The following is a 22,343-nucleotide window of genomic DNA, read 5'->3' as shown; positions in this document are numbered from 1 at the left end:
AAGCGCGGACGCTACGCGAACAGGGCGCCTTCGCCCGTGTACTGCACCTCGCCGGAACCGGCAACGATACGGCCGACGCGGAAGGTCTGCTCGCCGGCCTCGGCCAGGGCGGCCTCCACAGCCTCGGCCTTCTCGGGATCCACGATGAGCACGAGTCCCAGGCCCATGTTGAAAGTCTTCAGGGCCTCGGCCTCCGACAGGTTCGCCTCGCCGCAGGCAAAGCGCACCACAGGCGGAAGGGGCCACGTGCCCAGGTCCACCTCGGCGTTCACGCCGGCCGGCAGGGCGCGGTTCAGGTTCTCGGTAATGCCGCCGCCGGTGATATGGGCGAGCGCGCGGATGCCGCCGGGCACCGCGTCCATCACGGCGCGTACCGGCTTCACGTAGATGCGCGTGGGGGTAAGCAGGGCCTCCAGGATGCTCTGGCCGGCCAAGTCCTCACGGGCCTCGTGCAGCGCCTCTTCGCTGCGACCCTCAACGCACACCTTGCGGGCCAGGGAATAGCCGTTGGAGTGCAGGCCGGAGGAGGCCAGGCCGATGAGCACGTCGCCCTCGCGAACGCTTTCGGGATCGAGCATGCGCGGGCGATCCACCAGGCCCACGCAGAAGCCGGACAGGTCGTAGTCATCGGGATCCATCACGCCGGGGTGCTCGGCCATCTCGCCGCCGATGAGCGCGCAGCCGGCCTGGCGACAGCCCTCGCCGATACCGCCGACGATCTTGGCCATGGCCTCGGAATCGAGCTTGCCCACGGCCACGTAATCGAGAAAGAACAGCGGCTCGGCACCTGTGGCCAGGATGTCGTTCACGCACATGGCCACCAAATCGATGCCCACAGTGTCGTGCACGCCCAAGCGCTGGGCCACCTTGAGCTTCGTGCCCACGCCGTCGGTGCCGGACACCAGCAGCGGATCGTCCATGGCCTTGGCCGCGGCGATGGAGAACAGCCCCCCGAAGCCGCCGATGTCGCCCACCACCTCGGGGCGGTAGGTGGAGTGCACCGTGTCCTTGATGGCGTCCACCGCGCGGGCGCCCTCCACGATGTCAACGCCGGCCTGGGCATAGGTCACGCTGTTCTGGTTTTCCATGGGGTTCCTTTCGAAGCCGATCTTGCTGCTCATCATTATAGGCGACACGCGCATCGTCCCGCGCAGAGGCGCCGGCAAGAGAAGCCGGCGGCGCCCCGTCGGTTACTCCGTGCGCTCCTTTACCTCGCCCTCGATCTTGTCTACCTGGCTGTCCTTCACCTTCTTGCCGCTGTAGTTCGGATCGCCCACATGCTCGGCCGGCACGAACTCGGCCACGTCGGCGAACGTGATGTAGCGCCAGGTGTTGTCGGCGCCGTCGCAGGTGCAGAAGCCGAAGAGCTTCGTGGCATCGGCCACGGTAGAGGACGTATCCGGGTCGGGCGTAACCACCGACTCGTCCAGCAGCCACTGCTTGAAGTCGTTGAACTCCTGATCGGTCGGATAGTTCGGCGTGGCAATGGAGGCGTGGGTCATGGGCACGTGCTCCACGGCGAAGGTCTGCAGGCGGTAGTTGCCGCCGGGAGTGAGCAGGTAGATGGTACGGTGCTTGTTGAACGCCTCGCTCTCGCGGAATTCCGCGAAGGGGGCGAACATGCTCCCGTTGCGCATATGGTGGCCGTAGAGGATGTTCACCTCGTCCGAGAAGTCGCCCTTGTTCTCACCCGAGAGCATAATGGATCCGTACTCGGCGCCGAACTTGCCCTCGCCCAGGCTGAAGTTGTGATGCAGGTAGTACTCCGAGTCGCCCTCCTTGTGGGCCACCGGGTAGTTGATCACCGTACCCGGCACGTACACCCAGGCCACGACATCGGGGTTGATCTCGCGCAGCGCATCCCAGTCGACCACCATGTCGGCCAAGGTCGTCGTATCCTCGTTCGGGAAGGCGCGGCTGGCGATTTCGTCGTACTCGTTCTGGCCGGCCCAGTAGGTCCACGCCAGGTAGCCCAAAACGCCCACCGATGCAATGAACACAAGCAGCGCCACCCAGAACACCAGGCGCCACAGGCAGCCGCCCTTCTTCTTTTTCTTCTTCTTGTCCTGCTCTTCGGTCGCCACCTCGGCTCCCTTCCCCAGCGATCGACCCTACCATCATCGCCTGCCGCAACGCTACCGCCCCCTATCGGGGCGTGCGTACCGGACGGCCGGCCCAAAACAAAAAAGGCCCCCGAAGGGGCCTCTCCGCGATGCTACTTCTTCATCTCGTCCATGAAGCCCTTGGCGATGAACACCACGATGACCAGCACGATAATGGCCACCACGACCCAAATAGCCTCCATGGGCACTTCAAATCCGAACAACGACATACCGGGCTCCTTCTATGCCACGGGGCCCGCGCTCCCACGCGCCCCGTCTCCTTGCTGATGTTGGGTTCATAGTACCGTGAAGAGCCCGTTTTCGCAAGAAAAACCCCGAAGCGGCCGACAGCCAGCGCGGTAGGCGGGATAAGCCAGCCGAATGCGACGGCCCGCTTCTCGTATGGGACACCGCACCCGGCGAAAAGCGGAGCATCTCGCCGGGTAAGGCTTCCGCTCGCCAGGCAGATAGGCGGCCTTCCTACAGCCCCTCTACGCCGAGGCGCTGCTCCAGGGCGTCCACGATGATGCGCAGGGCCTTCAGGCGGGCGTACTTCTTGTCGTCGGACTCCAACACGATCCAGGGGGCGAAGGTGGTGCTCGTCAGGCGGAACATGTCGTCGATGGCGGCCTTGTACTGGGGGTACTTCTCGCGATTGCGCCAGTCGTCCTCGGTGATCTTCCACTGCTTGGTCGGATCCGTCTCGCGATCCTGGAAGCGGCGCAGCTGCTCTTCGGGACTCACGTCCACCCAGAACTTCAGCAGGATGGCGCCCCAATCCACCAGATCATGCTCGAACTCGTTGATCTCGTCGTAGGCGCGGCTCCACTCCTCGGGGGTAGCAAAGCCCTCCACGCGCTCCACGAGCACGCGGCCGTACCAGCTGCGGTCGTACATGCCCACATGCCCCGCCTTGGGCAGACGCGTCCAGTAGCGCCAGAGGAACGGATGCGCCAGCTCGGGCTTGGTGGGGGCCGGCGACGGGAAGATGTTGTAAGCGCGGGCGTCGAGGGCCTGGGCCACGCGCTTGATGTTGCCGCCCTTGCCCGCGGCATCCCAGCCCTCGTACATAAGGATGAGGGGCACCCGACGCTGGAACATGATGTTCTCCAGGCGGAACAGGCGCGCTTGCAAGGCCCTCAGCGTCTGCTTGTAGGTCTCGGGATCGGCGGCCAGGCTGTGATCGATGAAATCGACCTGCGGGTAGTCCTCCACGATGGCGAAGCGCGACTCGCGAGGCGCCAAATCGTGGGCAGTCTCGGCCTGGGCCTTCGCCCGCGTCAGACGCGCGCCCGACAGCATGCCGCGTCCCGGAGCGGCACCGTCTCCGACGCCCTCCAGGTCCTCCAAGTTGAACTGGGCTTCCAGCTCGGCCTGGTGCGCCGAGAACGCACCGCGCAGAGCGTCATTGGCCTCCTTCTGGCGCAGGCCCTGCTCCAGCGCCTCCACAAGCGTGCGGGCGATGGTCAGGTTCGAACGACGCTTGTCCTCGCCGTTCAGCAGCACCCACGGGGCGAAGGGGTAGTCGCTGCGCTCCAGCAGGCGGTCATACAGCTCGTAGGCGGCCTCGTAGCCGTGATGGCTGTGCAGCTTCTTATCGGTGACCCGCCAGCGGGTCGCTGGATCATCGTGCAGGCTGCGCAAGCGCTTCACCTGCGCCTCCTTGGTCATGTGCACGAAGAACTTCACCACAATGTAACCGTCGGCGGTCAACTGGCGCTCGAAGTCGTGAATGGAGTCCAGATAGTGGCGCTCCTCCTCCTTGGGCAGCAGCAGCTTGGCCGGCGCGCTGTACATCATGGACTGGATAACCGCCGAGTACCAACCGCGATCGTAGAAGGTGATGGAGTTGCGCTCGCCGAGGGCCTTCCAGAAGTCCTGCATGATGGGGTAGTAGCCCGTCACGCCCCACTCGCGGCCGGCGAACTCGCGGGCCTTATCGGCATCGAGGTCGAGCCCCACGTAGACGCCGGTGGAACGAGCGTCCAGATTGTACATGAGGTCGGAAATGCGGCTGCCCTTGCCGGCGCCGTTCCATCCTTCGAACAGCACCACGAGCCCCACCCCGGCGTTATGCGCCTGCTGCTGGAGCACGACGAGCTTCTCGATGAGCTCGTCCCATTCCTGCTTGTAGGCGGCCTTGGGAAGTTTCTTCTGGTTGAAATCAACGGTCTCCAGCATGGAACGAACGCCCTCCTCGATGATCTCTAGCCGAACAGCAGCTTCAGCAGGCGACCGAAAAAGCCCAGCTTCTTCGGCGCCGTCACGATCTCGGTCGTCACGCACTCGGTCGGCAGCGTCTCGCGCACCGTCGCCGCGGAGGGGCTCGCCGGATCGACGATCTCCGCGGCCGGAGCAAAAGGGTCGGGCTCCAGGGTCGCCGCGGGGGTAGCCGGGGCAGCCGGAGTCGACGCCGACGCGGGAGCCGGAGCCGAGGGCGCAGGGGCCGTCGGCTTCGTCGCTGCGGGAGCCGGAGCCGAGGGCGCAGGGGCCGCCGGCGTCGTCGCTGCAGGGGCAGGCGCCGACGAGGGAGCCAGCGCGGGAGCTGCGGGGGTCGGAGCCGACGAGGGGGCCGGAGCGGCATGCTTGGGCGCTTTCTCGGTCGCCGCGGGAGCAGCCGCCACCGCGTGCTTCGCCTCGGGCGCAGAGAGGGAGGCCGCCGGCACGGCCGCCGATTGCAGCACCGAGGCGGCCGTGGCCCCGGCGGCAACCGCCATCACCGCGGCCGCCGACGCGGGGGCCTCAGGCGCGGGGGTCGCCTCAACCGAAGGCTCGGACGAAGCCTCGGGCGCGAGCCTCGCCTCAGCAGCAGGCTTCACCGCCTCCGCATCCTCGGTCTTGGAGGCCGGCGCCGACTTCCCCGCTGCAAGATCCTGCGCCGCCTCCGAATCGCCCTCAGACCGAGACGTCCCCGCCACGCCCCGCAGGGCCGCCAGGGCCTCGTCGACCACATCGGTTGCACGCCCCTCCGCGATATCGGCCATTGAGGCAGCTGCCGGCTCGGCCACCGGGACCTCGGCCGGTATCGCATCCTCGCGCACGACGAATTCCGACTCCTCCTCGGTCACCACCTCCGGCATATCGGGCGTGCTCGTCTCCACGCGCCCCAGCGGGAACACGACCCGGCGGTCCTCGGCGCGCTCGGCCTCGTGGCGCGCGGCCAGCTCGGCGGCGGCCAGACGCATGCGCTGCGCCTCGGCGATGAGGTACTTCTGAGAATCGAACAGCTCAACGTTTCCCGCCTCATCGGCCTGGGCGAAAAACCCAAGAGGGGTGTAAGAGCCGTCAGGCAGAAGCTCGCGCAACTTCGCCGTGTCCGACCAGCTGATGTCCAGATACCCCAGCACCTGCTCGCGCAGCACCGGATTCAAAATGGGCCAGGCAATCTCGATGCGCTTGTCCATGTTGCGCGTCATAAGATCGGCACTCGACAGGTAGATCTCGCACCCCTCGCGCGGACCGAAGCCGTAGATGCGGCTGTGCTCCAAAAGCTGGCCCACGATGGACACCTCGTGCACATGATCGGTATAGCCGGCAACCCCGGGCAGAAGGCACGAGATGCCGCGCACGAACAGATGGGTCTCCACCCCAGCCTGGGAGGCTTCCACCAACTTATCGATCACCTCTTTGTCGGTGATGGAATTCGTCTTGAAGAATAGCCCACAGGGCTTGCCAGCCTTCGCCAGGGCAATCTGCTCGTCGATCTTGCGCATGATGTTCTGCTTGATCATAAGCGGCGCCACCCACAGGATGCTGTAGTCGTCGGAGGTGTTCTCCAGCGCCATATTGCGGAAGAAGTCGGCCGCATCCGCGCCGATGCGCGCATCGGTGGTGATGAACGAGAAGTCGGTGTAGAGCTTCGCCGTCTTCTCGTTGTAGTTGCCGGTGCCCAGCTGGGTGATGTGCTGGAGCCCATCCTCGGTCTGGCGCGTGATGGTGCAGATCTTGGAATGCACCTTGAAGTTGCGGAACCCGTAGATGACGTGGCAGCCGGCCTGCTCGAAGCGCTGGGACCACTCGATGTTGTTCGACTCGTCGAAGCGGGCCCGCAGCTCGAACAAGGCCGTGACCTCCTTGCCGTTCTCGGCCGCGGCGATAAGGGCCTCGGCGAGATGCGACTGGCTGGCCAGGCGGTACAGGGTGATCTTGATGGAAATGACGGCCGGGTCGTTGGCCGCCTCGTGCAGCAGGCGCACGAAAGCGTCCATGGACTGGTAGGGGTAGGACAGCAGCACCTCCCGCTCGCTCACCTGCTCGATGATAGAGCGGTTGCGATCCAGGCATGCCGGCCACTGGGGAGCGAAGGGCTTCTGGGTGAGGGCCGCACGGCGCTCGGGCGTCAGACGCGCGCCGAGGCCCCAAGTGTAGCCCATGTTCAGCGGCACCTTGGTCACGAAGATCTGGTGCTCGGCCAGGCCCAGCTTGTCCAGCAGCAGCTTCTTCACCGTGCGCGAGAGGGGCCGCTCGCTCTCCAGGCGCACCGGCGCCAGGCGGCTGCGCTTCTTCAGAATGCGCTTCATATGCTCGCGGTAGTCCTCGCCCTGCTCCTCGGCGCCTTCCGTGGCGTCCAGGTCGGCATTGCGCGTGACGCAGATGATGTTGGTGTGCTTCACCGTGTACATAGAGAAGATTTCGGGCACCCACATCTCGATGGCGTGCTCGACGAGCATGTAGGACAAGCCCTCGCCGGGCAGCTGAATGACGCGGTTGGTCTGGCGAGGCAGCGGGATAATGCCGAGGGTGACGCCCTCGGCGCCGAGATTCTTCGACTGCTTCCCCTCGCCCTTCTCGGCGCGCTCGGCTTTCTCGGCCTTGGCGCGAGCCTTCTCCTCCTTGGTCTTCTTCTGCTTGGGAGCGGCCTGCTCGTCGAGCCGCACGACGATATAGAGGCCGCCGTTCTCCAGATGCGGGAAGGGGTGGCGCGCGTTCACGATCTGCGGCGAGAGGAACGGCAGCACGTTGTCGGCCATGTAGTCGTCCAGGGCCACGAGCTGCTCATCGGTCAGATCGTCCTTGCGCAGCTGGCAGATGTTTTCCTGAGCCAGCAGGCCGCGCAGGTTCTCGAAAGTTTCCTCGTAGTAAGGGTACAGCTCATGGCAGCGCGCGTACACGGCGTCCAGCTGCTCGGCCGGCGTCATGCCGGATTTCGGATCGACAATGGACTTCTTCAGCAACGCGAGGTCGGTGAGCGATCCCACGCGCACCATGAAGAATTCCTGGAGGTTGCTCCAAAAGATGGAGATGAAGTTCAGGCGTTCCAAAAGCGGCACCGTAGGGTCGGCACCCTGATCAAGTACGCGCTTGTTGAAATCGAGCCAGGAGAGCTCACGATTCTGCATATAGGGGGGCTTTGACGTGGTCGTCGTCTCGTTCGCGTCCTTGGATGCCTGCTGGTTCATACGCTTGCGCCTCCCCGTCGTTAACCGAAAAAATGAAGCCGCACACCAAAAATGTGCGATTTTCATATTTTACCACTGGTTACGCGTCAACAGGGAAAAACCCGAGGAATAGCGAAGGGGCAGGGGCAGCCCCACGGATCACCGCGAGAAAGCAAGGCCGGCCCCGCAGGACATCGCGAGAAGACAAGGCCGGCCCCGCGGGGTCCTTACGCCTCCGCGCCGCTGACGAGCTTGAGCCCGATGATGCAGCCGACGAGCCCGACGATAAGCAAGATGCGGGCGAGGCTGGCGGGTTCGGAGCCGGTGACCATGCCGTAGATGACCGTGAGCGCCGCGCCGATACCCACCCACACCGCGTAGGCCGTACCCGTGGGCAGCGTCTTCACGGCAAAGGAAAGCCCCAGCATGGAGAGCACGAGCGCCACGACGAACACCACGGTAGGGCCGGCGTGGGTAAACCCCTCCGACTTCCCCAGGGCGATGGCCCAGACCGACTCCATGACACCCGAGGCAATGAGCACGAGCCAGTTCACCGGCTCCTCCTTTCCCGCTGGAGCGGGGCGCGGCAGCCGGCCGGCCCGCGCCCTCGCTTCCTTGTCCGGTCGATCTACTCGTCGATCACCATCGTGGGGTTGTCGCGGGTGATGATCTGCTTGGCGAAGATGTCGGCGCCCAGATAGCGCTGCACCATGTCGGCCAACTGATCGACGGCCGCCTCAAGGTCGTCAGCGCGGGCCGGGTCCACCGACTCGATGATGAGGAAGGCCTTGCCCGACTCGTCGGTCAGCGCCGTCCGCTCGCCGTCGCGCCAGTTCCAGCAGCGGCAGATGGCGCCGGCGTCGTCGCGGTAGCACAGCTCGCCTTCCAAGGTGGGGGCGTCCTCGTCCTCGCCGAGCGGGCGGAACGCGTCGCCTCCCTCGGTGATGCCCAGTCGGATATCGCCGACCATGGCGTCGATGTCCTCGCCGCCCACGGGCAGCGCGTGGGCGAGCGACACGGCGTTGTAGATATCCACCGAGGGCGTGATAGAGCCCACGGGATTGCCCTTCAGCACGCGCTTGAGCAGGTTCTCGATGGAGCAGCGGGCGCCCTTCTTCGTCTTGAACTGCTGGTAGGCGTCGCGCCACACGGCCACCACCTCGTTCTGGGAGATGGTGTTGCTCTCCAGATGCTGGTCGGCCTTCCCGTTGGCCTCGGCGAGCGCACGGGCGATGGCGGCGGCGTCCTCGGGAGCCACCTCGTCGGTCGGCTTCATGCCGTGGGCCACCACGATGCCGATACGGGCCTCGGGGAACAACTCCCAAAACGATTCCTCCGTGACGAACTGCTTCATGCTTCCGATCCTTTCTCCTCGTGCTGCCGGGCGGCGGGCGGCGGCCCGGCTTCCAGGGCGACCGCAACGGTGGCCCGGCTTCCGGGGCGATCCCAACGGCCGCGCCAACCCTCGACAAACAAAAAGCGCCCACGGGGCGAGCATCTTCAAAGGCCTAACGATGCTCGCTCAGTGAGCGCTTCTCGCCTACCCGGCGGCAGGCTATGTACTTCAAGCTGCGACTATGATAGCACATCGCCGCTCCAAGACGGGCAGCCCAGCGGCAATCGGCCGTCAGACGCTGCTCGGACTGGCGGAGTGCGCATCTATTCAGACAGTGGTTGCAGGTGTGCGAGATGTGGTACATCTTCGCCGTGGGGAACTCCCCCACCTCGTAGCTGGTCACCGCCCGGTAGTTGATGCCGATGGGCAGGTCGTTCTTCTTCTTGCAGGCTACCTGGCAGGTCTTGCAGGCCACGCACCGGCTGCTGTCGAAGTAAAAGGCTTTTCTCGCCATGATGGTTTCCTCCTCGGTTGTACCGCTATTCGGGGCACAACCGAGGGGAGGAACCGCCCATGCGCATCAAGCTTCGTACCAAGATCGCCGTGCTGGTGCTCGGCGTCGTGGCGGCGTTCCTGATGGCGAACGTGGCGTGGGAATCGTCCCGCAGAGCCGAGCTGGAGGAGGCCGAGCTGGTGCAGCAGGCCCGGGCGCTGTCGGCCAACATGGAGGCCGTCTGGGAGTTCATGAACAAGAACCAGGACAAGATCAACTACGACAGCGCCGGCAACTTCGAGTTCAAGGGCCTGCAATGTTCCATCGCCGGGCGCTCGGTAGGAGCGTTCTTCTCCCGCGACACCGACTACTCGGTGCGCTACGTGAGCGATACGCCGCGCAACGTCGCCGACACACCCGACGCCTTCGAGCAGGCGTCGGCCATGAGTGACAAGATCTGGAACTCCTTGGGCGTAAGCGCCACCGTCTCACCATCTACTTGAGGCGCCTCAGTTGCAGCGCCCGTTGCGGGGGTTTTCTCGCCAGCATCGCCAGCGGGGGCCGTGCCGGTGCAGCCTGCCAGGGCCATGCCGCCAGCAAGAACACCGCACAGGGCGACGACGGTCACGCCCATGCCCAGTCTCTTCTTTTCCATTGCCTCCTCCTTACATTCGTCTTCAGCCAAACCGATACGAGAAGCATACGCCTGCGGTACCGCCATCCCCGTAGAGGCAAATTTGCATTCCGATTGCGAATGCGCAATCAAAAACTTTGCTCGCCTCCATGATAGAAGGCGGGAGACTCCCCTCCCATAGCTGAGATGTTGCCCAGTTATTGCGCTTTCATGACTTGGCCGCGGCTTGACCCCTCAGGACTGTGGCGCATATTCCCCTTGACAGTTGCATTGTCCATGTGTTATACGTTTTACATCTCAGAGAAAGGACCGCTATGGACAACACCTTAGTCAGCGCCCGGGTGCCTCGGGCAAAGAAGGACGCAGGGGTCGGCGTGCTAGCGTCCCTTGGAGCGACCACGTCCGATCTCATAAACTGCGCCTTCGACTACGTGCTCTCGCATCGCGAGCTACCCACCGCACTAGCACCCAGCAGGCAAAGTCAAGCAGATTTCGCCCGCTTTGTTGAAGAGAGCACGCTGCCTATTCCCTGGGGCGAGGACGCCCCTGAGGGAGATTATCGTGCCCTTATCCGCGATCGTCGATTGGCCGACTATGAATCTCTTGCTTGACACCAATGTGCTGATCGACTACCTCGGCCGAAAGGAACCGTTCTTCGCCAATGCCGAGCGTATTGTAGCCGCAGGTTTTTTCGGCGATGCCACCCTGTGGATGGCGGCGCAATCCCCCAAAGATGCGTTCTATGTGCTTGAACGCTATATAGACTCCCAGCGCATCCAGCAGGCCCTACTGAAGGCCTACGAGATTATCACCCCTGTTGCGCTCACCGCTGACGACCTTGCCACTGCCGCACGACTTCAGTGGGACGATTACGAGGACTGTCTCGTCGCCCTCGCCGCGCAGAAAGCCCGCGCCGATTATCTCATCACGCGCGATGCCAAGGGATTCGAGCGCTCCATGGTGCCCGCCCTCTCCCCCAATGAATGGCTCGTTCTCAGAGAGCGCGATGGGATCATCTACGACGCCGTCGATCTGCCGCCCGAGGAAGAGGTCGGCCCCTAAGGCATCGCAACCCCTTCCCCGAGCTCCTCCCCATCGGCAACCTACTCTCCGCCCAAGCGGTAGCCGAAGCCCCAGACGGTCTGCACGTAGAGGGGGTTCGAGGGATCGGCCTCCACCTTCTCGCGGATGCGGCGGATGTAGACGGGAATGCTCACCGAGGCCGCGTCGTACTCGCGCCCCCACACCAGTTCGATGAGGTCCTCCCGGGTGAACACCTTCCCGGGGCTTTCGGCCATGGTCGCCACGATCTGGAACTCCTTCGGCGTGAGCGCCACCACACGGCCATCCACCGCCACCTCGCAGCGCCGCGGATCGATGGTCATGGCGCCCACGACCACCGTCTGGCCTACTGCCGAGGGCGTCGCCCTCTCGCCGCGACCGCGCCGCCGCAGCAGGGCCTCAATGCGCAGCAGCAGCTCCTCGTCGTTGAAGGGCTTCACCATGTAGTCGTCGGCACCCGCGTGGAAGCCGATCTTCTTGTCGACGATGTCGCCTTTGGCCGTGAGCATGAGCACCGGGGCGCCGTTCGTCTCAGACATCTCGTAGTACTCCGTGGAACCGCCCACCGTGAAATGGTTCAGGGCACGCTGCTCGAACCCGTCGGGAGCATCGGTGCCCGTGCGCGGGTTCTCGCGCACGTAGCGGATGACGTAGCCATCGGAGGTCTGGGTGAACCGACGCGCGATGCCCTTGCCCGCGACGGCGCAGTACACGTTCTTGAAGTCGTAGCTACCGTCCTTGTCGGTGTTGATGGCCGTCTGGGCATCGTCGATATAGTCCCAGGCGGCAGTCATCTGCTTGTTCAAGGTGCAGGCCTCGGCGAGCACCTTGGTCTCCACCTCGCACTGTTCGGCGCCATCGCACCAGACGAGGTAGACTGCGCCGGCCGCGCCGACGATCACGGCGATCACCACCGCCACGCGAAGCGACAGCGTCCGCAGGCTCGGGGGTTTGCGTGTTGCGTCCATGGTCACATCCCAACGGGAAAGGGGAACGGCGCCCCTCGCGGCGCGCCGTTCCCCGGGAGGGGCACTGCCTGTCTCGTCGTTGCTAGCTCAGCGCGGCGATCATCTCGTCGCAGAGCACGTCGGCCTTAGCGGCCAGGTCGTAGAACTGCGGCACGTTGTGCACCACCTTGGTGCCCATGCCGTTGTTGCCGCCGCGAATATGCTGCAGGTAGCCGTCGGCGGTCTGGTACTTCGTGCGCACCTCGGCAAGGTCGGCGTCGGGCGTACCAGCAGCCGTCTTGGCGGCCAGCAAGTCGTACGCCTGGTCGAGCTTGGCCTTCACGGCCTCGTAGGTGGCGGTGGCGTCAGCCTGCTTGTCGCGCACCATCTTCACCATCTCGTCAGCGGTCTTGATACCCTGGCTCTCGTGGCACTCCAAGCACTTGGCCAGCGAGTCCGGGTTCTCCAGCGGAGAGCCGGAGGCGTGGTGGTTGGTGTAGGTGGTGCCGCCCTCGGTGGACTGCGGCATATGGCAGGTCACGCAGTCGACGCCCAGCTCGGCCATGGGGCTCGTGTGGGCGAACTCCACCTCGTCGTGGTCGAAGCACACGAGCTTCACGCCGATCTCCTCGTCCAGCGTGGTGATGTCATCCTCGTTCACGGCCTTGATAAGCGAGTCCACATCGGTGCCGTACTTGTAGGCGGAGAACTTCTGGAACACCTCGTCGTCGGTGATGGCATGACGGTAGTCGAGCGAGTTGTGGCACTGGCCGCAGGCCTTCTCGTTATCGGAGAACTCGTCCAAACCGTCGCGACCCACTGTGTTGAAATAGGTGAACGTGGAGGTGGGCTTGGTGCCGGGCATATCGCCATGGCAGATGTTGCAGGCCCAGATCTGGCCGTCCATTGAATCCATGAACTCCTGGTCGACCTCCTGGGTGAAAATCTCGGGACCTCGCTGCTCCAGCACCTGGTCGAAGGTGCCCGATTTGCAGGAATAGCAGCCCATCTTGAACGTCTGGGCTTTCACCTGACCCAATTCATCCTCGTCGATAACCCACTGGTGGCTCGCCTCATCGTAATGGAAACCACTGATCTTGTACATACCATCGCCGTTGGTATCGGTCGTGCCGTCTTCGTTAGTGGTGATGAGCGCCGAACCGTCGCGCACCACTGGCGCGAACAGCTTCGCCTTCAGGTCGTAGTGGCCATGATGCTTGCCGTCGGCCTTCACCGGGCTCTGATGATACGAGTTGTACTGAAGCGGGAACTGCTCGGCCCATTTGTCGAGATTGCCCGAGGCAATGCCGGCAGATTCCTCCGCCGTCGATTCCGCCGCGGCGGGTGCCGGCGCGTCGCCGCCCGTGGATGGCGCCGGCGTAGCCTGGGGAGCGCATCCGATAAGGCCCCCGACCCCCACCATGGCGCACAGCGATACAACCGCGACCGCCGCACCGACTTTCCTACGTACGTCTATCATGATTCCTCTCCTTCCGAAAACAATGCCCCGAATATGAGAGAAATCCTACGCTCGCCAGTCAGCAAATCCCATAGCTGGGATATTGCCAAGTCATTGCGATTTGTTAATAACTTGCCTTAAGGTAAGCGGGCTCGGGAGGAAAGCCTGCAAAATAGCAGGCGATCGGCTGTCGCGCTCGCCCCGCCATATGTGCAATATCGTCGCGAACGACCCCTAACAACCGCCGCCGACTTCGAACTCCGCCAACAGCAGATCGCGGTACGAGGCGTCCGCGGCTGCCCGCTTCGCGTCGTCGAGTCGCCCTTCGTCAATGAGGTAGGATACAAGACCCCCGAACTGGTCCATGCCCTTCTCCATACCCTTCTCCATGCCCTTCTCCATGCCCTCTTCCAAGCCCTCCGCTCTTGCTTGACGGCAGCGCATCTCCGTGTCCTGCTCATAGGTAAGCACCCTCGTCACCCACTCTCGGTCTTGGTTGTACCTCTCGACGAACGAGTCGATCTGGCGCGACAACGGCCCTTCGGCCCGTTCCGTACGCACGTAGTGTAGCAAATCCCGTAGCACCGGGTCGGCCACGAGCTCTGCTGCCGAAGCATTTAGCACGATCCAGTGGGAGTCATCGCCAATGGAAACAGCGGAATCTTCGAGACACATGCGTTCGATGGTATAGAGCGGCTTGCCGGCACCAAGGAAATCGACGGCACCTATGAAGATGACAAAGCTCTCGGGCAGCTCTTCGTAGCCTTCTCCCTCACCGAGCTCGGTGGCATCGATAGCCGCCTGATAGTAGCGCAGCCTGCGCCCGATATGGCGCTCGTGCGCCAGCTGCATCTCAACGTCGTACACGCGCCCGTCTTCGCGGGCGAACACGTCCATGCGGATTCCGCGGCTCGCCGCTGCCGGTTCTTTGGCCTGTTCGGCGTTGAGATAGCGGATCTCGCCGATGGGAATGCCGAGCACGGCCCCCAGCACCTCGCGGCACACCTCCTCCTGGCACATAACGCGATTGAACATCCAACGATTCGAGAACTTGAGGTTTCTCAGGTGCATAGCGGCTCCTTTGGCTGATCGAGGAATAAACTGCCTCAAGCCTACAATCTCAAAACCGTGATCTTGTCTCGAGAATGTCGCATTTCATTCCCCTTTTCAGCCGTCGCCGAACCGCCGAAAAGGCCCGCCCCATACCAGCCCGAACCGCAATGGGGTCTCCCGTGAACCACGCCCGAACCACATCTGAAGCGCCTGCCCCCACAAACCGCCCGCATGCGCCGTCCCTATCGCGCAAAAAGTCCCGCCGCTGCGAAAGCGACGGGACGTCGGGAGCGCACGATAATCGCAGGGCGGCGGGGATCCTACCCGATGCCGCCGTAGAAGATGCCGAGCACGATGACCACGGCGGTGATGCCCACGAACACGTAGCGGGTCATGAAGTTGAACCACTTCCCCAAGGGCTTCGCGCGCCCGAGCTCCGCCTGCTGCTTCGCGAAGCCCGCCGGGCACACCCAGAAGAACATGACAGCCGCCAAGAACGCTCCCACGGGAATGACGTAGATGGAGATGACGTCCATCCAGTCACTCACGGCGCTGCCGTTCTCGATGAACAAGCCCACGGCCACAGCAGCCACGGCAACGATGCCCACCGATACCACTCGCGACAGCCCCAGCTGCCCCTGGAGCGCCTCCACGGGCGCCTCGAACAGGTTCATGAGGCTCGTAATGGCAGCAAACACCACGGCCACGAACAGGATGATGGCGAAGATGCCGCCAAAGGGCATCTCCTGGAACACCTGGGCCAGGGTGATAAACAAAAGCGGTGGCCCGGAGGATACATCGAGCCCGAAGGCGAACACCGCCGGCACCACCACGCAGGCGGCCACCAGACCGGCAATGGTGTCGAAGATGGCGACGTTCTTCGCCGCATCCACCACATCCACGTCCTTCTTGAGGTAGCTGCCGTACACGAGTGTGCCGCAGCCGGCCAGCGACAGGCTGAAGAAGGCCTGGCCCAGGGCATATACCCAGGTAGTGGGGTTCAACAGCGCCTCCCAGCGAGGCACGAGCAGATACATATAGCCCGCTTCCGCCCCCGGCAGCATGGCCACGCGAATGGCAATGATGACGAACAGCACGAAGAAGGTGGGCATGAGCACTCTGTTCGCCTTCTCGATGCCGCGGGACACGCCGAGGATCATGATGCCAAAGGTGACGGCCAGGCCCAGCAGGTGAAAAGTCACGTTGCCGAAGTCCGACGCCATGGCCCCGAAGAAGGCACCCGTATCGGTTTGGGCCATGAGCTCGCCGGTCAGGGCCGAGAACAGGTAATGGCACGCCCAGCCGAGCACCACCGCATATCCGATGGCCAGGGCCAGCGACCCCAGCGTGGGAACGAGGCCGATGATCTTGCCGATGCGGTCGCCGTTCCTCACGCCGCGCATCTCCATCGCCTTGCCGAAAGCGCCCATGGGGCCCGTGCCCATGGCGCGACCGAAGGACATTTCCCCGATCACGCCCGTGAAACCGAGCAGCGCCACGAAGATGAGGTACGGAATGAGGAAGGCCGCGCCCCCCAGCTGGGCCACGCGGTACGGGAACAGCCAGATATTGGCCATGCCCACCGCACTGCCCACGCAGGCCAGGATGAACCCAGTGTGGGTGGCCCACGTGTCACGCCGCCGTCCGCCCGTCGCGCCCGTCTCCTCGCCGACCTCGATGGCCCGCGCCTCTTCCGCCACGATGTTGTCGCTTCTGTTCGCCACAGCGTCCTCCTTGAAAATTCCGTGCCCACCACTATAGCGAATGATGGAACGTCTGGGCGCGGCTTTTCGTCGGCAGGAGCGCTAGTTGTCGCGGAGGAGGCGTCGGTAGAGCAGCTTGAAGACCACTACGGCCGCCACCATCCACACGGCCGTCACCGCGAGGGGCGCCACCGCAGCCGCCGGCGTCAGGCTTCCGCTGACGATAAGGCGCAGCAGCTCGTCCGCGCCTCCCGTGGGTGCGAAGCGCACGACCGCGCGGATACCCTCGGAAAAACTGCCGAAGATGGGCGCCATGGTCAGCAGGAGCACCGGCACGCTGTACAGGCCCGCGGTCATCTGGTCGCGCGAGGCGAGCCCCACTACGAGCGACACCAGGATGACGGGCACCGCCCCCACGCTACCGAGGAGCAGATACCACCCTGCCAGGCTCCACGGAGCCCCCGACACGGCGAAGCACACCAACTCGGTCGCTATGGTCAGGACGAAGGCCACGAACCCCTTGGCCAGCATGAGCTGCTCGGCGCTCACGTTCGCCAGCATGAGCGTGCGCAGGGTGTGCTTCTCCTTCTCCTCGGCCAGCCCGTAGATGAGCGACACAGAGGCGCCCATACCGATGGATAGGCACAGCGACATCGACAGCACGATGTATTGGACGACCGACGTCACCTGGGAGCTCGCGCCCAGGCCTCCGTCGCCGCGCAGCGAACCGGCCAGGCCCATATCCCCGATGAAGAACCGATAGAACACGGCGAACCCCACCGGCATCAGCACGCACAGGATCATGGTCGGGTTCTTGGCGAGATCGGCGGCGTCCTTGGCGATAAGGGCGCCCAACTTGCGCAGATTCGCTTGCATCAGAACTCCCTTCCCGTCAACTCCAGAAACACTTCCTCCAGGTTCGGCTCGTCGGAATGCACCGCGAGCAGCTCGCCGGCACAGGCCAGCTCGGGCAGCTTTGCGACATCGGCGGGGTCTTTGGAGAGCTCCAGCGTGCCGCGCGTGCGGGTGCGCACCGCGATGCGGTTGCGAGCATAGCGCAACTTCAGCTCGTCGGGGTCGTCGCAGGCGGCAATGGCACCGTCGGCCAGGATGGCCACGCGGTCGCATACCGTCTCCGCCTCGGCCATGTCGTGGGTGGTGAGGAACACCGTCGCGCCCCGGGCGCGCAGGTCGGCGAGCAGCTTGTGAACCTCGGCACGGGCCGCAGGGTCGAGTCCGCTTGTCGGCTCATCTAAGAACAGCAGCTCCGGCTCGTGCACGAGGGCCGCCGCAAGGGCCGCGCGCTGACGCATGCCCTTCGAGCAGTGCTTGACGAGCGTCTTGGCATCCTCGGCCAGGCCGAGCCGCTGAAGCAGCATGGGCACCCGACGTCGCCCTACCCCGCGCAGCCGCGCATAGAGCTCCACGTTGTCGGCGATGGACATGCGGTCGTACAGAGCGCTCGTGTCCGACAGGATGCCCACCCGCTCATAGTCGGCCTCTGTCGCGCGCTCGAGAGGGCGCCCCAGCAGGCTGATGCGACCCCCGTCGCGAGAGAGCTGGCGCGTAAGCAGCTTGATGGTGGAGGTCTTGCCGGCTCCCGACGGACCCAGGAAGCCGAATACCTCGCCGCGACGCACCGAGAAGGTGAGGTTGTCGAGCACGCGCTTGTCGCCGAAGCTCAGACCCACTGCCTCCATGGAGAGAATGGCCGCGCTCATCGAGCGGCTTTCAAGGTGCCGACGGCCACGGCGGCGTCGCCGGTCTCGGCCGAGGCGGAGTGGCCGGGCTCTAGGGCGTCCAAGCGCTTGTTCACCTTGGCGAGGCCTTCGTCGATATGGCGCTGCAGGTACACCACCCCCGCGCCGATAAGCACGAAGGCGAAGGCGAGGGCACCAACCAGAATGGTGAGGGCGTGGGTCGTGATCATGGGAAATCCTCTCTTTCAGGGCGCCGCGAGAGCGCCGGTGAACTGACGGGGTCCATGATCGGAAAAGCGACCGCTGCCTGCAATATCTTCTGCACGACGCGCGCATCGGCTGCCCGAGAGGAGCCCACGGGCGCACGAGAGGAGTAGGGCAAGGCCGGCGGGAGGGCCCCGCGCGCAGATTCCGCAGCGGCTTCTACTTCCAGCCGTAACGATCGCGCATGGCCTCGGCTCGGCCCTTCGACAGCGGCAGCGAGGTATGCGCCGCGTCGGACAGCACGAGGTTGAAGGTGTTGCGGGTGTAGCGCTCCACGCGAGCCACCTTCTGCACGTTGACGATATAGGAGCGGTGGCAGCGGAAGAACCCGAAGCGGGTAAGCTCGGCCTCCAGCTCGTCCATGGTGAGGCTCGTGGGGTACAGCTCGCCGCGCACGCTCGCGTAGTTCACCCGGTTGGCACTCTCGATGAAGTCGATGTCGCGAGGGTCGAGCAGCAATGTGGCGTCGCCGGCCTTCGCGGCGATCTTGCACACGCGCACCTCGTCGGAAAAGCCATCGTCCTCCTCGACGTCCGCCTCCTCCACATCGGCCGCGAACAGGCGCCCCTCTTCTTCCCAAAACGCCCGCCCCGGCAAAAGAAGCGCCTCGCGCAGGGGCTGGCCCACGGTGACGAACACGGTGCCGGCCTCATGGCGCTCGGCGATCCACGCCAGCACGAGGGCACGGGAGGAAGCGCTTAAATCCAGCAGGGGCCGTTCGCAGAAGCACAGCTCCGGCTCGAAGAGGCTCATGCGGGCGAAGGCGAGCAGGGCGCGCTGCTCGGGCGCGAGCTTCGCCACCAGAGAGCGGGCGCACCCCTCCAGGCCAAAATGGGCCAGGGCGTCCCCAACCGCCGCGCCGTCCCGTCCAGCGAGCCGGGCGAAAAAGAGCAGGTAGGACCGCGTCGTATCGCGGTCGAAACCGCCGTCGTCTTCCAGAAAGTAGGCACCGCGGCGCGCACCCTGGATCTCGGCGACGGCCTGGCGGGCGCGCAGGCTCGTCTCGCGGGCGCATTCCACGTGCACGCTGCGGCACGCCTGCCCCGCCTCCGCGCGGATGAGCGCTTCGATGGAGGGGTATTCGGTGGCGAAGGTCTCTGAGGCCATGGCTTCTCTTCCCAGTCGGTTGCGCCGTTTATTATAATGGCGAGCGGAAAGATAAGGGAAGGAAAGACGGTCATGGAGCAACAGGAGCGCGCGACGCCGCGCATCATCGGCGCACTTGTCGCGCGGGATGCGGGTTGCGCCCTGCGCAATCCCACGGTGCTTCTGTGCGCGGCGGTGGCCGCGGCCTTCTCATGGCTCTTCGGCGCAACGCTGGCCGACGAGCTGACCGCAACACCCGGCTTCGCCGTTTTCCTCATGGCCTTCGCGACGATCCTGCCCACCCTGGAGGCGGGCGGAGTCGTCACCCTGTTCGCCATGAGCGAGGAGGACGCCCACGGCACCTATGACGTCATGGTGCGGGGAGGCGCGAGCCTGGAGGCTATCGTAGCAGCGAAAGTGATCGTCGGCGCCGTGGGATGCACGGTGCTCGTCCCCGTGTGCCTGGCGCTCGCGGGCGCACCTCGGGGCTGTCTTGGGCCGGCCGTGCTGCTGACGGCCGTGGGCAGTCTGCCCGTTCTCGTGCTGTTCTGCGGATGCGGCCTGCGCGCTGCCGACCAGATGCGCACGAACGGATGGGCCTGGCCCCTCGTCGTTGCCGGTATGCTGCCGCTGTTCGGTGCGCTCGGGCCGCAGTGGGCGCCGCTCGTCGCGGCAAGCCCTGTGGGGTTTCTCGCCGGCAGCTGCGTCGCGGCGACCACGGGCACGCCTGACGCCCTGGGCCTTCCCCTCCCCGCGCTCGCAGCCAACCTCGTTGCGTGGCTCATCCTCGCCCTGCTCTGGCTGCGCCGGTGCATGAAGGCGTGGCGCAGCGCTCGGGAGTCGCGCTAGACAGAGGCCTCCACCACAGCGGCGATGGCCTGGGCATGGCGCTCGGCCTCGGCGGGGTCGGCCGCCTCCACCATCACGCGCACCACCGGCTCGGTGCCGCTCGGGCGCAGGAGCACCCGGCCGTCGCCGGCGAGCGCCTCCTCCGCGGCGGCCACGGCGGCGGCCACCTCGGCGTTGCCGTCCACAGCATGCTTGTCGCGCACCCGCACGTTGATGAGGGTCTGGGGCATCTTCTCCATGACGCCCACGGCCTCGCCCACGGGCTTGCCGGAGCGGATGACCGCCGCCAGGAACTGGCAGGCCGTCATGAGGCCGTCGCCCGTGGAATTGTGGTCCAACAGGATCATGTGGCCCGACTGCTCGCCGCCGATGGCGTAGCCGCCCTCGCGCATGGCCTCCAGAACGTAGCGGTCGCCCACCTTCGTCTGCACCACTTCGATGCCCGCCTCGCGCATGGCACGGACGAACCCGAAGTTCGCCATGACCGTGGACACGACCGTGTTGCCGGCCAGCACGCCGCGCTCGCGCATGTCCAGGGCGCACACGGCCTCCACCATGTCGCCGTCCACCACGGTGCCGTCGGGGCACATGATCATCACGCGATCGGCATCGCCATCATGGGCAATACCCACATCGGCCCCGCTCTCGGCCAAGAGCATGCGCAAGGGCTCCAGGTGGGTGGAGCCGCACTGCACGTTGATATCCATGCCGTTGAAGTCGTCGTTGATGACGATGACCTCGGCACCCAGGCGACGCAGGGCCTCCGGGCTCGTCAAGGCGGCGGCCCCATGACCCGTATCCAAAGCGATGCGCAGGCCGGAGAAATCAAGGCCCTGCTCGCTGATGGAGCGCACCACGTGATCGATGTAGATCTCGCGGGCCTGCTCCAAGGGCACGGTCACGCCGAGCGAGCCGCCCGAGGGCATGGCGATCTCGGACGCGAGATAGCTCGTAGCATCGGCGGCGAGCAGGTCGGTCGCCTCTTGGGATGCCCCCCACGCCGCCTCTTCCATGCGGGTCACCTGGCCTTCCAAGCCGCCAGTCGTGATAAAGCGCTCGATCTCGTCCTCAACGGCATCGGGCAGCTTGAAGCCCGCCGAATCGAACAGCTTGATGCCGTTGTACTCCGGCGGGTTGTGGGACGCGGAGATGACCGCGCCGCCGGCTGCCCTCATCTCACGCACGAGCAGGGCCACGCCCGGCGTAGGGATGATGCCGGCCTCGAGCACCGTGCCCCCGGCGCTCATGATGCCCGCGGAAAGAGCCGCGCCCAGCATGTCCCCCGAATAGCGCGTATCGCGCCCGACCACGATGGTCTTTCCCAGGTACATAGCGGCAGCCTGACCCAGACGATAGGCCATCTCGCAGGTGAGCTCCACGTTGGCGATGCCGCGCACGCCGTCGGTTCCAAACAGTCGGGCCATGTTACTTTCCCCTTCTCACATATTCCCCGTGCAGGCGCACAGCGCCAGCGGGGCGTTCCTCGTCGGTCATGCGCATGTTCAATTCGGCGGCGAACTCGTCAAGCGAGATGCCATAGCGCTCGAGCACTACCAGCAAATGATACACCACGTCGGCCGCCTCGTAGCGCAGATGGTCCACCGCCTCGCCGTACTCGGGCGGAAGCTGCACCGAAAGGGGCTGCAGCTCGGCCGCGGCGCCACCCTGGCCCAACGTCTCGCTCTGGTCGTCAGCGGCCTTATCGCCGGCGGCCTGCAAAGCCACGGCAGCGGCCAGCGACGAGGTGGCCCAGCCCTCCACGTCCTTGGCGGCCAGGGCCACTTCCCCGGCCTCTTCCATGACCTTCTTCAGCACGCCGTCCACGTTGCCGGCCAGAAGCCGGTGGGTGTAGCTCGTCTCGTCAGCCTCGCGCCGCGCGGCAATTGCAGCACCGAGCGCTTCCAGCGTGGCGCCGATCTGCGAGGCCGGGGGAACCTCGCCTTTAGGGATGTACGTCTTATCAACCATTGAGTTCAGCGCTTTCTCTTCAAAGTCGAGCGTGATATACTATCGATACTGGCAAAGCTCGAGTGACCTTACAGCGGTCGGGCGGCGCAAGTGGTTGATTTAAGGGTCAGTGGCAGCTGGCCCTTATTTCTTTCCTCTTCCGTCGTCTTCTCATTTATGCTCCCTCCATGTTCGCCATACTTCAAGTATGAACAAGGCAACGGTCGAAACCATCGCCAGCACGTTAAGAGTTTCATGAACTCCGTCCATAGGCAACACTCCTCTCGAAGCGCCGCCCACGTTCGGACTTTGCCAGCCTGCCTATGATAC

The 22,343-nt window shown here is 64.8% G+C and carries 21 protein-coding genes; 4 read left to right on the top strand and 17 right to left on the bottom strand.

Translation table 11 applies throughout. From position 1 onward, the window contains the following. Positions 1-11: 11 nt before the first annotated feature. The 7 genes from purM to C811_RS16065 form a co-directional block, all read right to left on the bottom strand. Positions 12-1,088, bottom strand: a complete 1,077-nt coding sequence (gene purM / locus C811_RS14245; RefSeq protein WP_016310396.1) for a phosphoribosylformylglycinamidine cyclo-ligase — start codon at positions 1,086-1,088, stop codon at positions 12-14. A gap of 102 nt (positions 1,089-1,190) precedes the next feature. Further along, positions 1,191-2,084 carry a class B sortase gene (locus C811_RS16070; RefSeq protein ID WP_016310395.1) on the bottom strand — a complete coding sequence of 298 codons (894 nt, stop codon included), beginning with the start codon at positions 2,082-2,084 and terminating at the stop codon, positions 1,191-1,193. Between the two features lie 498 nt (positions 2,085-2,582). Further along, positions 2,583-4,283 (bottom strand): hypothetical protein, encoded by a 1,701-nt coding sequence (locus tag C811_RS14235; protein ID WP_016310393.1) that lies wholly within the window; start codon positions 4,281-4,283, stop codon positions 2,583-2,585. Positions 4,284-4,309: 26 nt separating this feature from the next. Next, complete coding sequence (ppk1, locus tag C811_RS14230; protein ID WP_016310392.1) at positions 4,310-7,501, bottom strand: polyphosphate kinase 1; 3,192 nt, start codon at positions 7,499-7,501, stop codon at positions 4,310-4,312. Positions 7,502-7,707: 206 nt separating this feature from the next. Beyond that, positions 7,708-8,034, bottom strand: coding sequence for a DMT family transporter (locus tag C811_RS14225; RefSeq protein ID WP_016310391.1), 327 nt, complete (start codon positions 8,032-8,034; stop codon positions 7,708-7,710). A gap of 74 nt (positions 8,035-8,108) precedes the next feature. Beyond that, complete coding sequence (locus C811_RS14220; protein WP_016310390.1) at positions 8,109-8,834, bottom strand: B3/B4 domain-containing protein; 726 nt, start codon at positions 8,832-8,834, stop codon at positions 8,109-8,111. Between the two features lie 154 nt (positions 8,835-8,988). Next, on the bottom strand, positions 8,989-9,330 hold the full coding sequence (locus C811_RS16065; protein ID WP_016310389.1) for a 4Fe-4S dicluster domain-containing protein: 342 nt from the start codon (positions 9,328-9,330) through the stop codon (positions 8,989-8,991). A 59-nt stretch (positions 9,331-9,389) separates the two neighbouring features. Here C811_RS16065 and C811_RS14210 point away from each other — a divergent pair, with 59 nt between their 5' ends. From C811_RS14210 to C811_RS0104160, 3 genes are all read left to right on the top strand, one after another. Then, positions 9,390-9,812 carry a Tll0287-like domain-containing protein gene (locus C811_RS14210; RefSeq protein WP_016310388.1) on the top strand — a complete coding sequence of 141 codons (423 nt, stop codon included), beginning with the start codon at positions 9,390-9,392 and terminating at the stop codon, positions 9,810-9,812. A gap of 445 nt (positions 9,813-10,257) precedes the next feature. Continuing rightward, complete coding sequence (locus C811_RS17310) at positions 10,258-10,554, top strand: type II toxin-antitoxin system RelB/DinJ family antitoxin (RefSeq protein ID WP_016310386.1); 297 nt, start codon at positions 10,258-10,260, stop codon at positions 10,552-10,554. Further along, positions 10,505-11,005 (top strand): PIN domain-containing protein, encoded by a 501-nt coding sequence (locus tag C811_RS0104160; protein WP_016310385.1) that lies wholly within the window; start codon positions 10,505-10,507, stop codon positions 11,003-11,005. The genes C811_RS17310 and C811_RS0104160 overlap by 50 nt, the downstream gene beginning before the upstream one ends. Positions 11,006-11,046: 41 nt before the next feature. On the opposite strand, the gene C811_RS16060 is transcribed toward C811_RS0104160, so the two are convergent. The 8 genes from C811_RS16060 to C811_RS14170 form a co-directional block, all read right to left on the bottom strand. Next, positions 11,047-11,973, bottom strand: a complete 927-nt coding sequence (locus C811_RS16060; RefSeq protein WP_016310384.1) for a winged helix-turn-helix domain-containing protein — start codon at positions 11,971-11,973, stop codon at positions 11,047-11,049. Between the two features lie 82 nt (positions 11,974-12,055). Then, positions 12,056-13,432, bottom strand: coding sequence for an ammonia-forming cytochrome c nitrite reductase subunit c552 (locus C811_RS14200; RefSeq protein WP_016310383.1), 1,377 nt, complete (start codon positions 13,430-13,432; stop codon positions 12,056-12,058). Positions 13,433-13,645: 213 nt separating this feature from the next. Continuing rightward, complete coding sequence (locus C811_RS14195) at positions 13,646-14,482, bottom strand: Rpn family recombination-promoting nuclease/putative transposase (RefSeq protein ID WP_016310382.1); 837 nt, start codon at positions 14,480-14,482, stop codon at positions 13,646-13,648. A 302-nt stretch (positions 14,483-14,784) separates the two neighbouring features. Beyond that, positions 14,785-16,188, bottom strand: a complete 1,404-nt coding sequence (locus C811_RS14190) for a sodium-dependent transporter (protein WP_016310381.1) — start codon at positions 16,186-16,188, stop codon at positions 14,785-14,787. Between the two features lie 81 nt (positions 16,189-16,269). Continuing rightward, positions 16,270-17,043 carry an ABC transporter permease gene (locus C811_RS14185; RefSeq protein ID WP_016310380.1) on the bottom strand — a complete coding sequence of 258 codons (774 nt, stop codon included), beginning with the start codon at positions 17,041-17,043 and terminating at the stop codon, positions 16,270-16,272. Further along, a complete protein-coding gene (locus tag C811_RS14180; RefSeq protein ID WP_016310379.1) occupies positions 17,043-17,888 on the bottom strand; it encodes an ABC transporter ATP-binding protein in 846 nt (281 codons plus the stop codon). The genes C811_RS14185 and C811_RS14180 overlap by 1 nt, the downstream gene beginning before the upstream one ends. Beyond that, positions 17,885-18,097 (bottom strand): hypothetical protein, encoded by a 213-nt coding sequence (locus tag C811_RS14175; protein WP_016310378.1) that lies wholly within the window; start codon positions 18,095-18,097, stop codon positions 17,885-17,887. The genes C811_RS14180 and C811_RS14175 overlap by 4 nt, the downstream gene beginning before the upstream one ends. A gap of 193 nt (positions 18,098-18,290) precedes the next feature. Continuing rightward, positions 18,291-19,238, bottom strand: a complete 948-nt coding sequence (locus C811_RS14170; RefSeq protein ID WP_016310377.1) for a LytTR family DNA-binding domain-containing protein — start codon at positions 19,236-19,238, stop codon at positions 18,291-18,293. Positions 19,239-19,310: 72 nt separating this feature from the next. Between C811_RS14170 and C811_RS14165 the strand changes: the two genes are divergently transcribed. Beyond that, entirely contained in the window at positions 19,311-20,066 is a 756-nt protein-coding gene (locus C811_RS14165; RefSeq protein WP_016310376.1) for a hypothetical protein, read from the top strand. On the opposite strand, the gene C811_RS14160 is transcribed toward C811_RS14165, so the two are convergent. Together C811_RS14160 and C811_RS14155 are read right to left on the bottom strand one after the other, a co-directional pair. Then, on the bottom strand, positions 20,063-21,490 hold the full coding sequence (locus tag C811_RS14160; RefSeq protein WP_016310375.1) for a phosphoglucosamine mutase: 1,428 nt from the start codon (positions 21,488-21,490) through the stop codon (positions 20,063-20,065). The genes C811_RS14165 and C811_RS14160 overlap by 4 nt on opposite strands. A gap of 1 nt (position 21,491) precedes the next feature. Beyond that, positions 21,492-22,034 (bottom strand): phosphoribosyl-ATP pyrophosphatase, encoded by a 543-nt coding sequence (locus tag C811_RS14155; protein ID WP_016310374.1) that lies wholly within the window; start codon positions 22,032-22,034, stop codon positions 21,492-21,494. Positions 22,035-22,343 lie beyond the last annotated feature (309 nt).

It is taken from the genome of Adlercreutzia caecimuris B7, assembly GCF_000403355.2.
GTDB lineage: Bacteria > Actinomycetota > Coriobacteriia > Coriobacteriales > Eggerthellaceae > Adlercreutzia > Adlercreutzia caecimuris.
The sequence above is the reverse complement of the archived record's forward strand: the minus strand, read 5'-3'. Positions and strand labels throughout refer to the sequence as shown.

Excerpts from the sequence above, each read along its gene's own strand:
- C811_RS14220 (WP_016310390.1), bottom strand. The coding sequence starts at position 8,834 with ATGAAGCAGTTCGTCACGGAGGAATCGTTTTGGGAGTTGTTCCCCGAG.
- C811_RS14160 (WP_016310375.1), bottom strand. The coding sequence starts at position 21,490 with ATGGCCCGACTGTTTGGAACCGACGGCGTGCGCGGCATCGCCAACGTG.
- C811_RS14155 (WP_016310374.1), bottom strand. The coding sequence starts at position 22,034 with ATGGTTGATAAGACGTACATCCCTAAAGGCGAGGTTCCCCCGGCCTCG.
- purM (WP_016310396.1), bottom strand. The coding sequence starts at position 1,088 with ATGGAAAACCAGAACAGCGTGACCTATGCCCAGGCCGGCGTTGACATC.
- C811_RS14170 (WP_016310377.1), bottom strand. The coding sequence starts at position 19,238 with ATGGCCTCAGAGACCTTCGCCACCGAATACCCCTCCATCGAAGCGCTC.
- C811_RS14165 (WP_016310376.1), top strand. The coding sequence starts at position 19,311 with ATGGAGCAACAGGAGCGCGCGACGCCGCGCATCATCGGCGCACTTGTC.
- C811_RS14200 (WP_016310383.1), bottom strand. The coding sequence starts at position 13,432 with ATGATAGACGTACGTAGGAAAGTCGGTGCGGCGGTCGCGGTTGTATCG.
- C811_RS17310 (WP_016310386.1), top strand. The coding sequence starts at position 10,258 with ATGGACAACACCTTAGTCAGCGCCCGGGTGCCTCGGGCAAAGAAGGAC.
- C811_RS14180 (WP_016310379.1), bottom strand. The coding sequence starts at position 17,888 with ATGAGCGCGGCCATTCTCTCCATGGAGGCAGTGGGTCTGAGCTTCGGC.
- C811_RS14235 (WP_016310393.1), bottom strand. The coding sequence starts at position 4,283 with ATGCTGGAGACCGTTGATTTCAACCAGAAGAAACTTCCCAAGGCCGCC.
- C811_RS16060 (WP_016310384.1), bottom strand. The coding sequence starts at position 11,973 with ATGGACGCAACACGCAAACCCCCGAGCCTGCGGACGCTGTCGCTTCGC.
- ppk1 (WP_016310392.1), bottom strand. The coding sequence starts at position 7,501 with ATGAACCAGCAGGCATCCAAGGACGCGAACGAGACGACGACCACGTCA.
- C811_RS14175 (WP_016310378.1), bottom strand. The coding sequence starts at position 18,097 with ATGATCACGACCCACGCCCTCACCATTCTGGTTGGTGCCCTCGCCTTC.
- C811_RS14185 (WP_016310380.1), bottom strand. The coding sequence starts at position 17,043 with ATGCAAGCGAATCTGCGCAAGTTGGGCGCCCTTATCGCCAAGGACGCC.
- C811_RS14195 (WP_016310382.1), bottom strand. The coding sequence starts at position 14,482 with ATGCACCTGAGAAACCTCAAGTTCTCGAATCGTTGGATGTTCAATCGC.
- C811_RS16065 (WP_016310389.1), bottom strand. The coding sequence starts at position 9,330 with ATGGCGAGAAAAGCCTTTTACTTCGACAGCAGCCGGTGCGTGGCCTGC.
- C811_RS14210 (WP_016310388.1), top strand. The coding sequence starts at position 9,390 with ATGCGCATCAAGCTTCGTACCAAGATCGCCGTGCTGGTGCTCGGCGTC.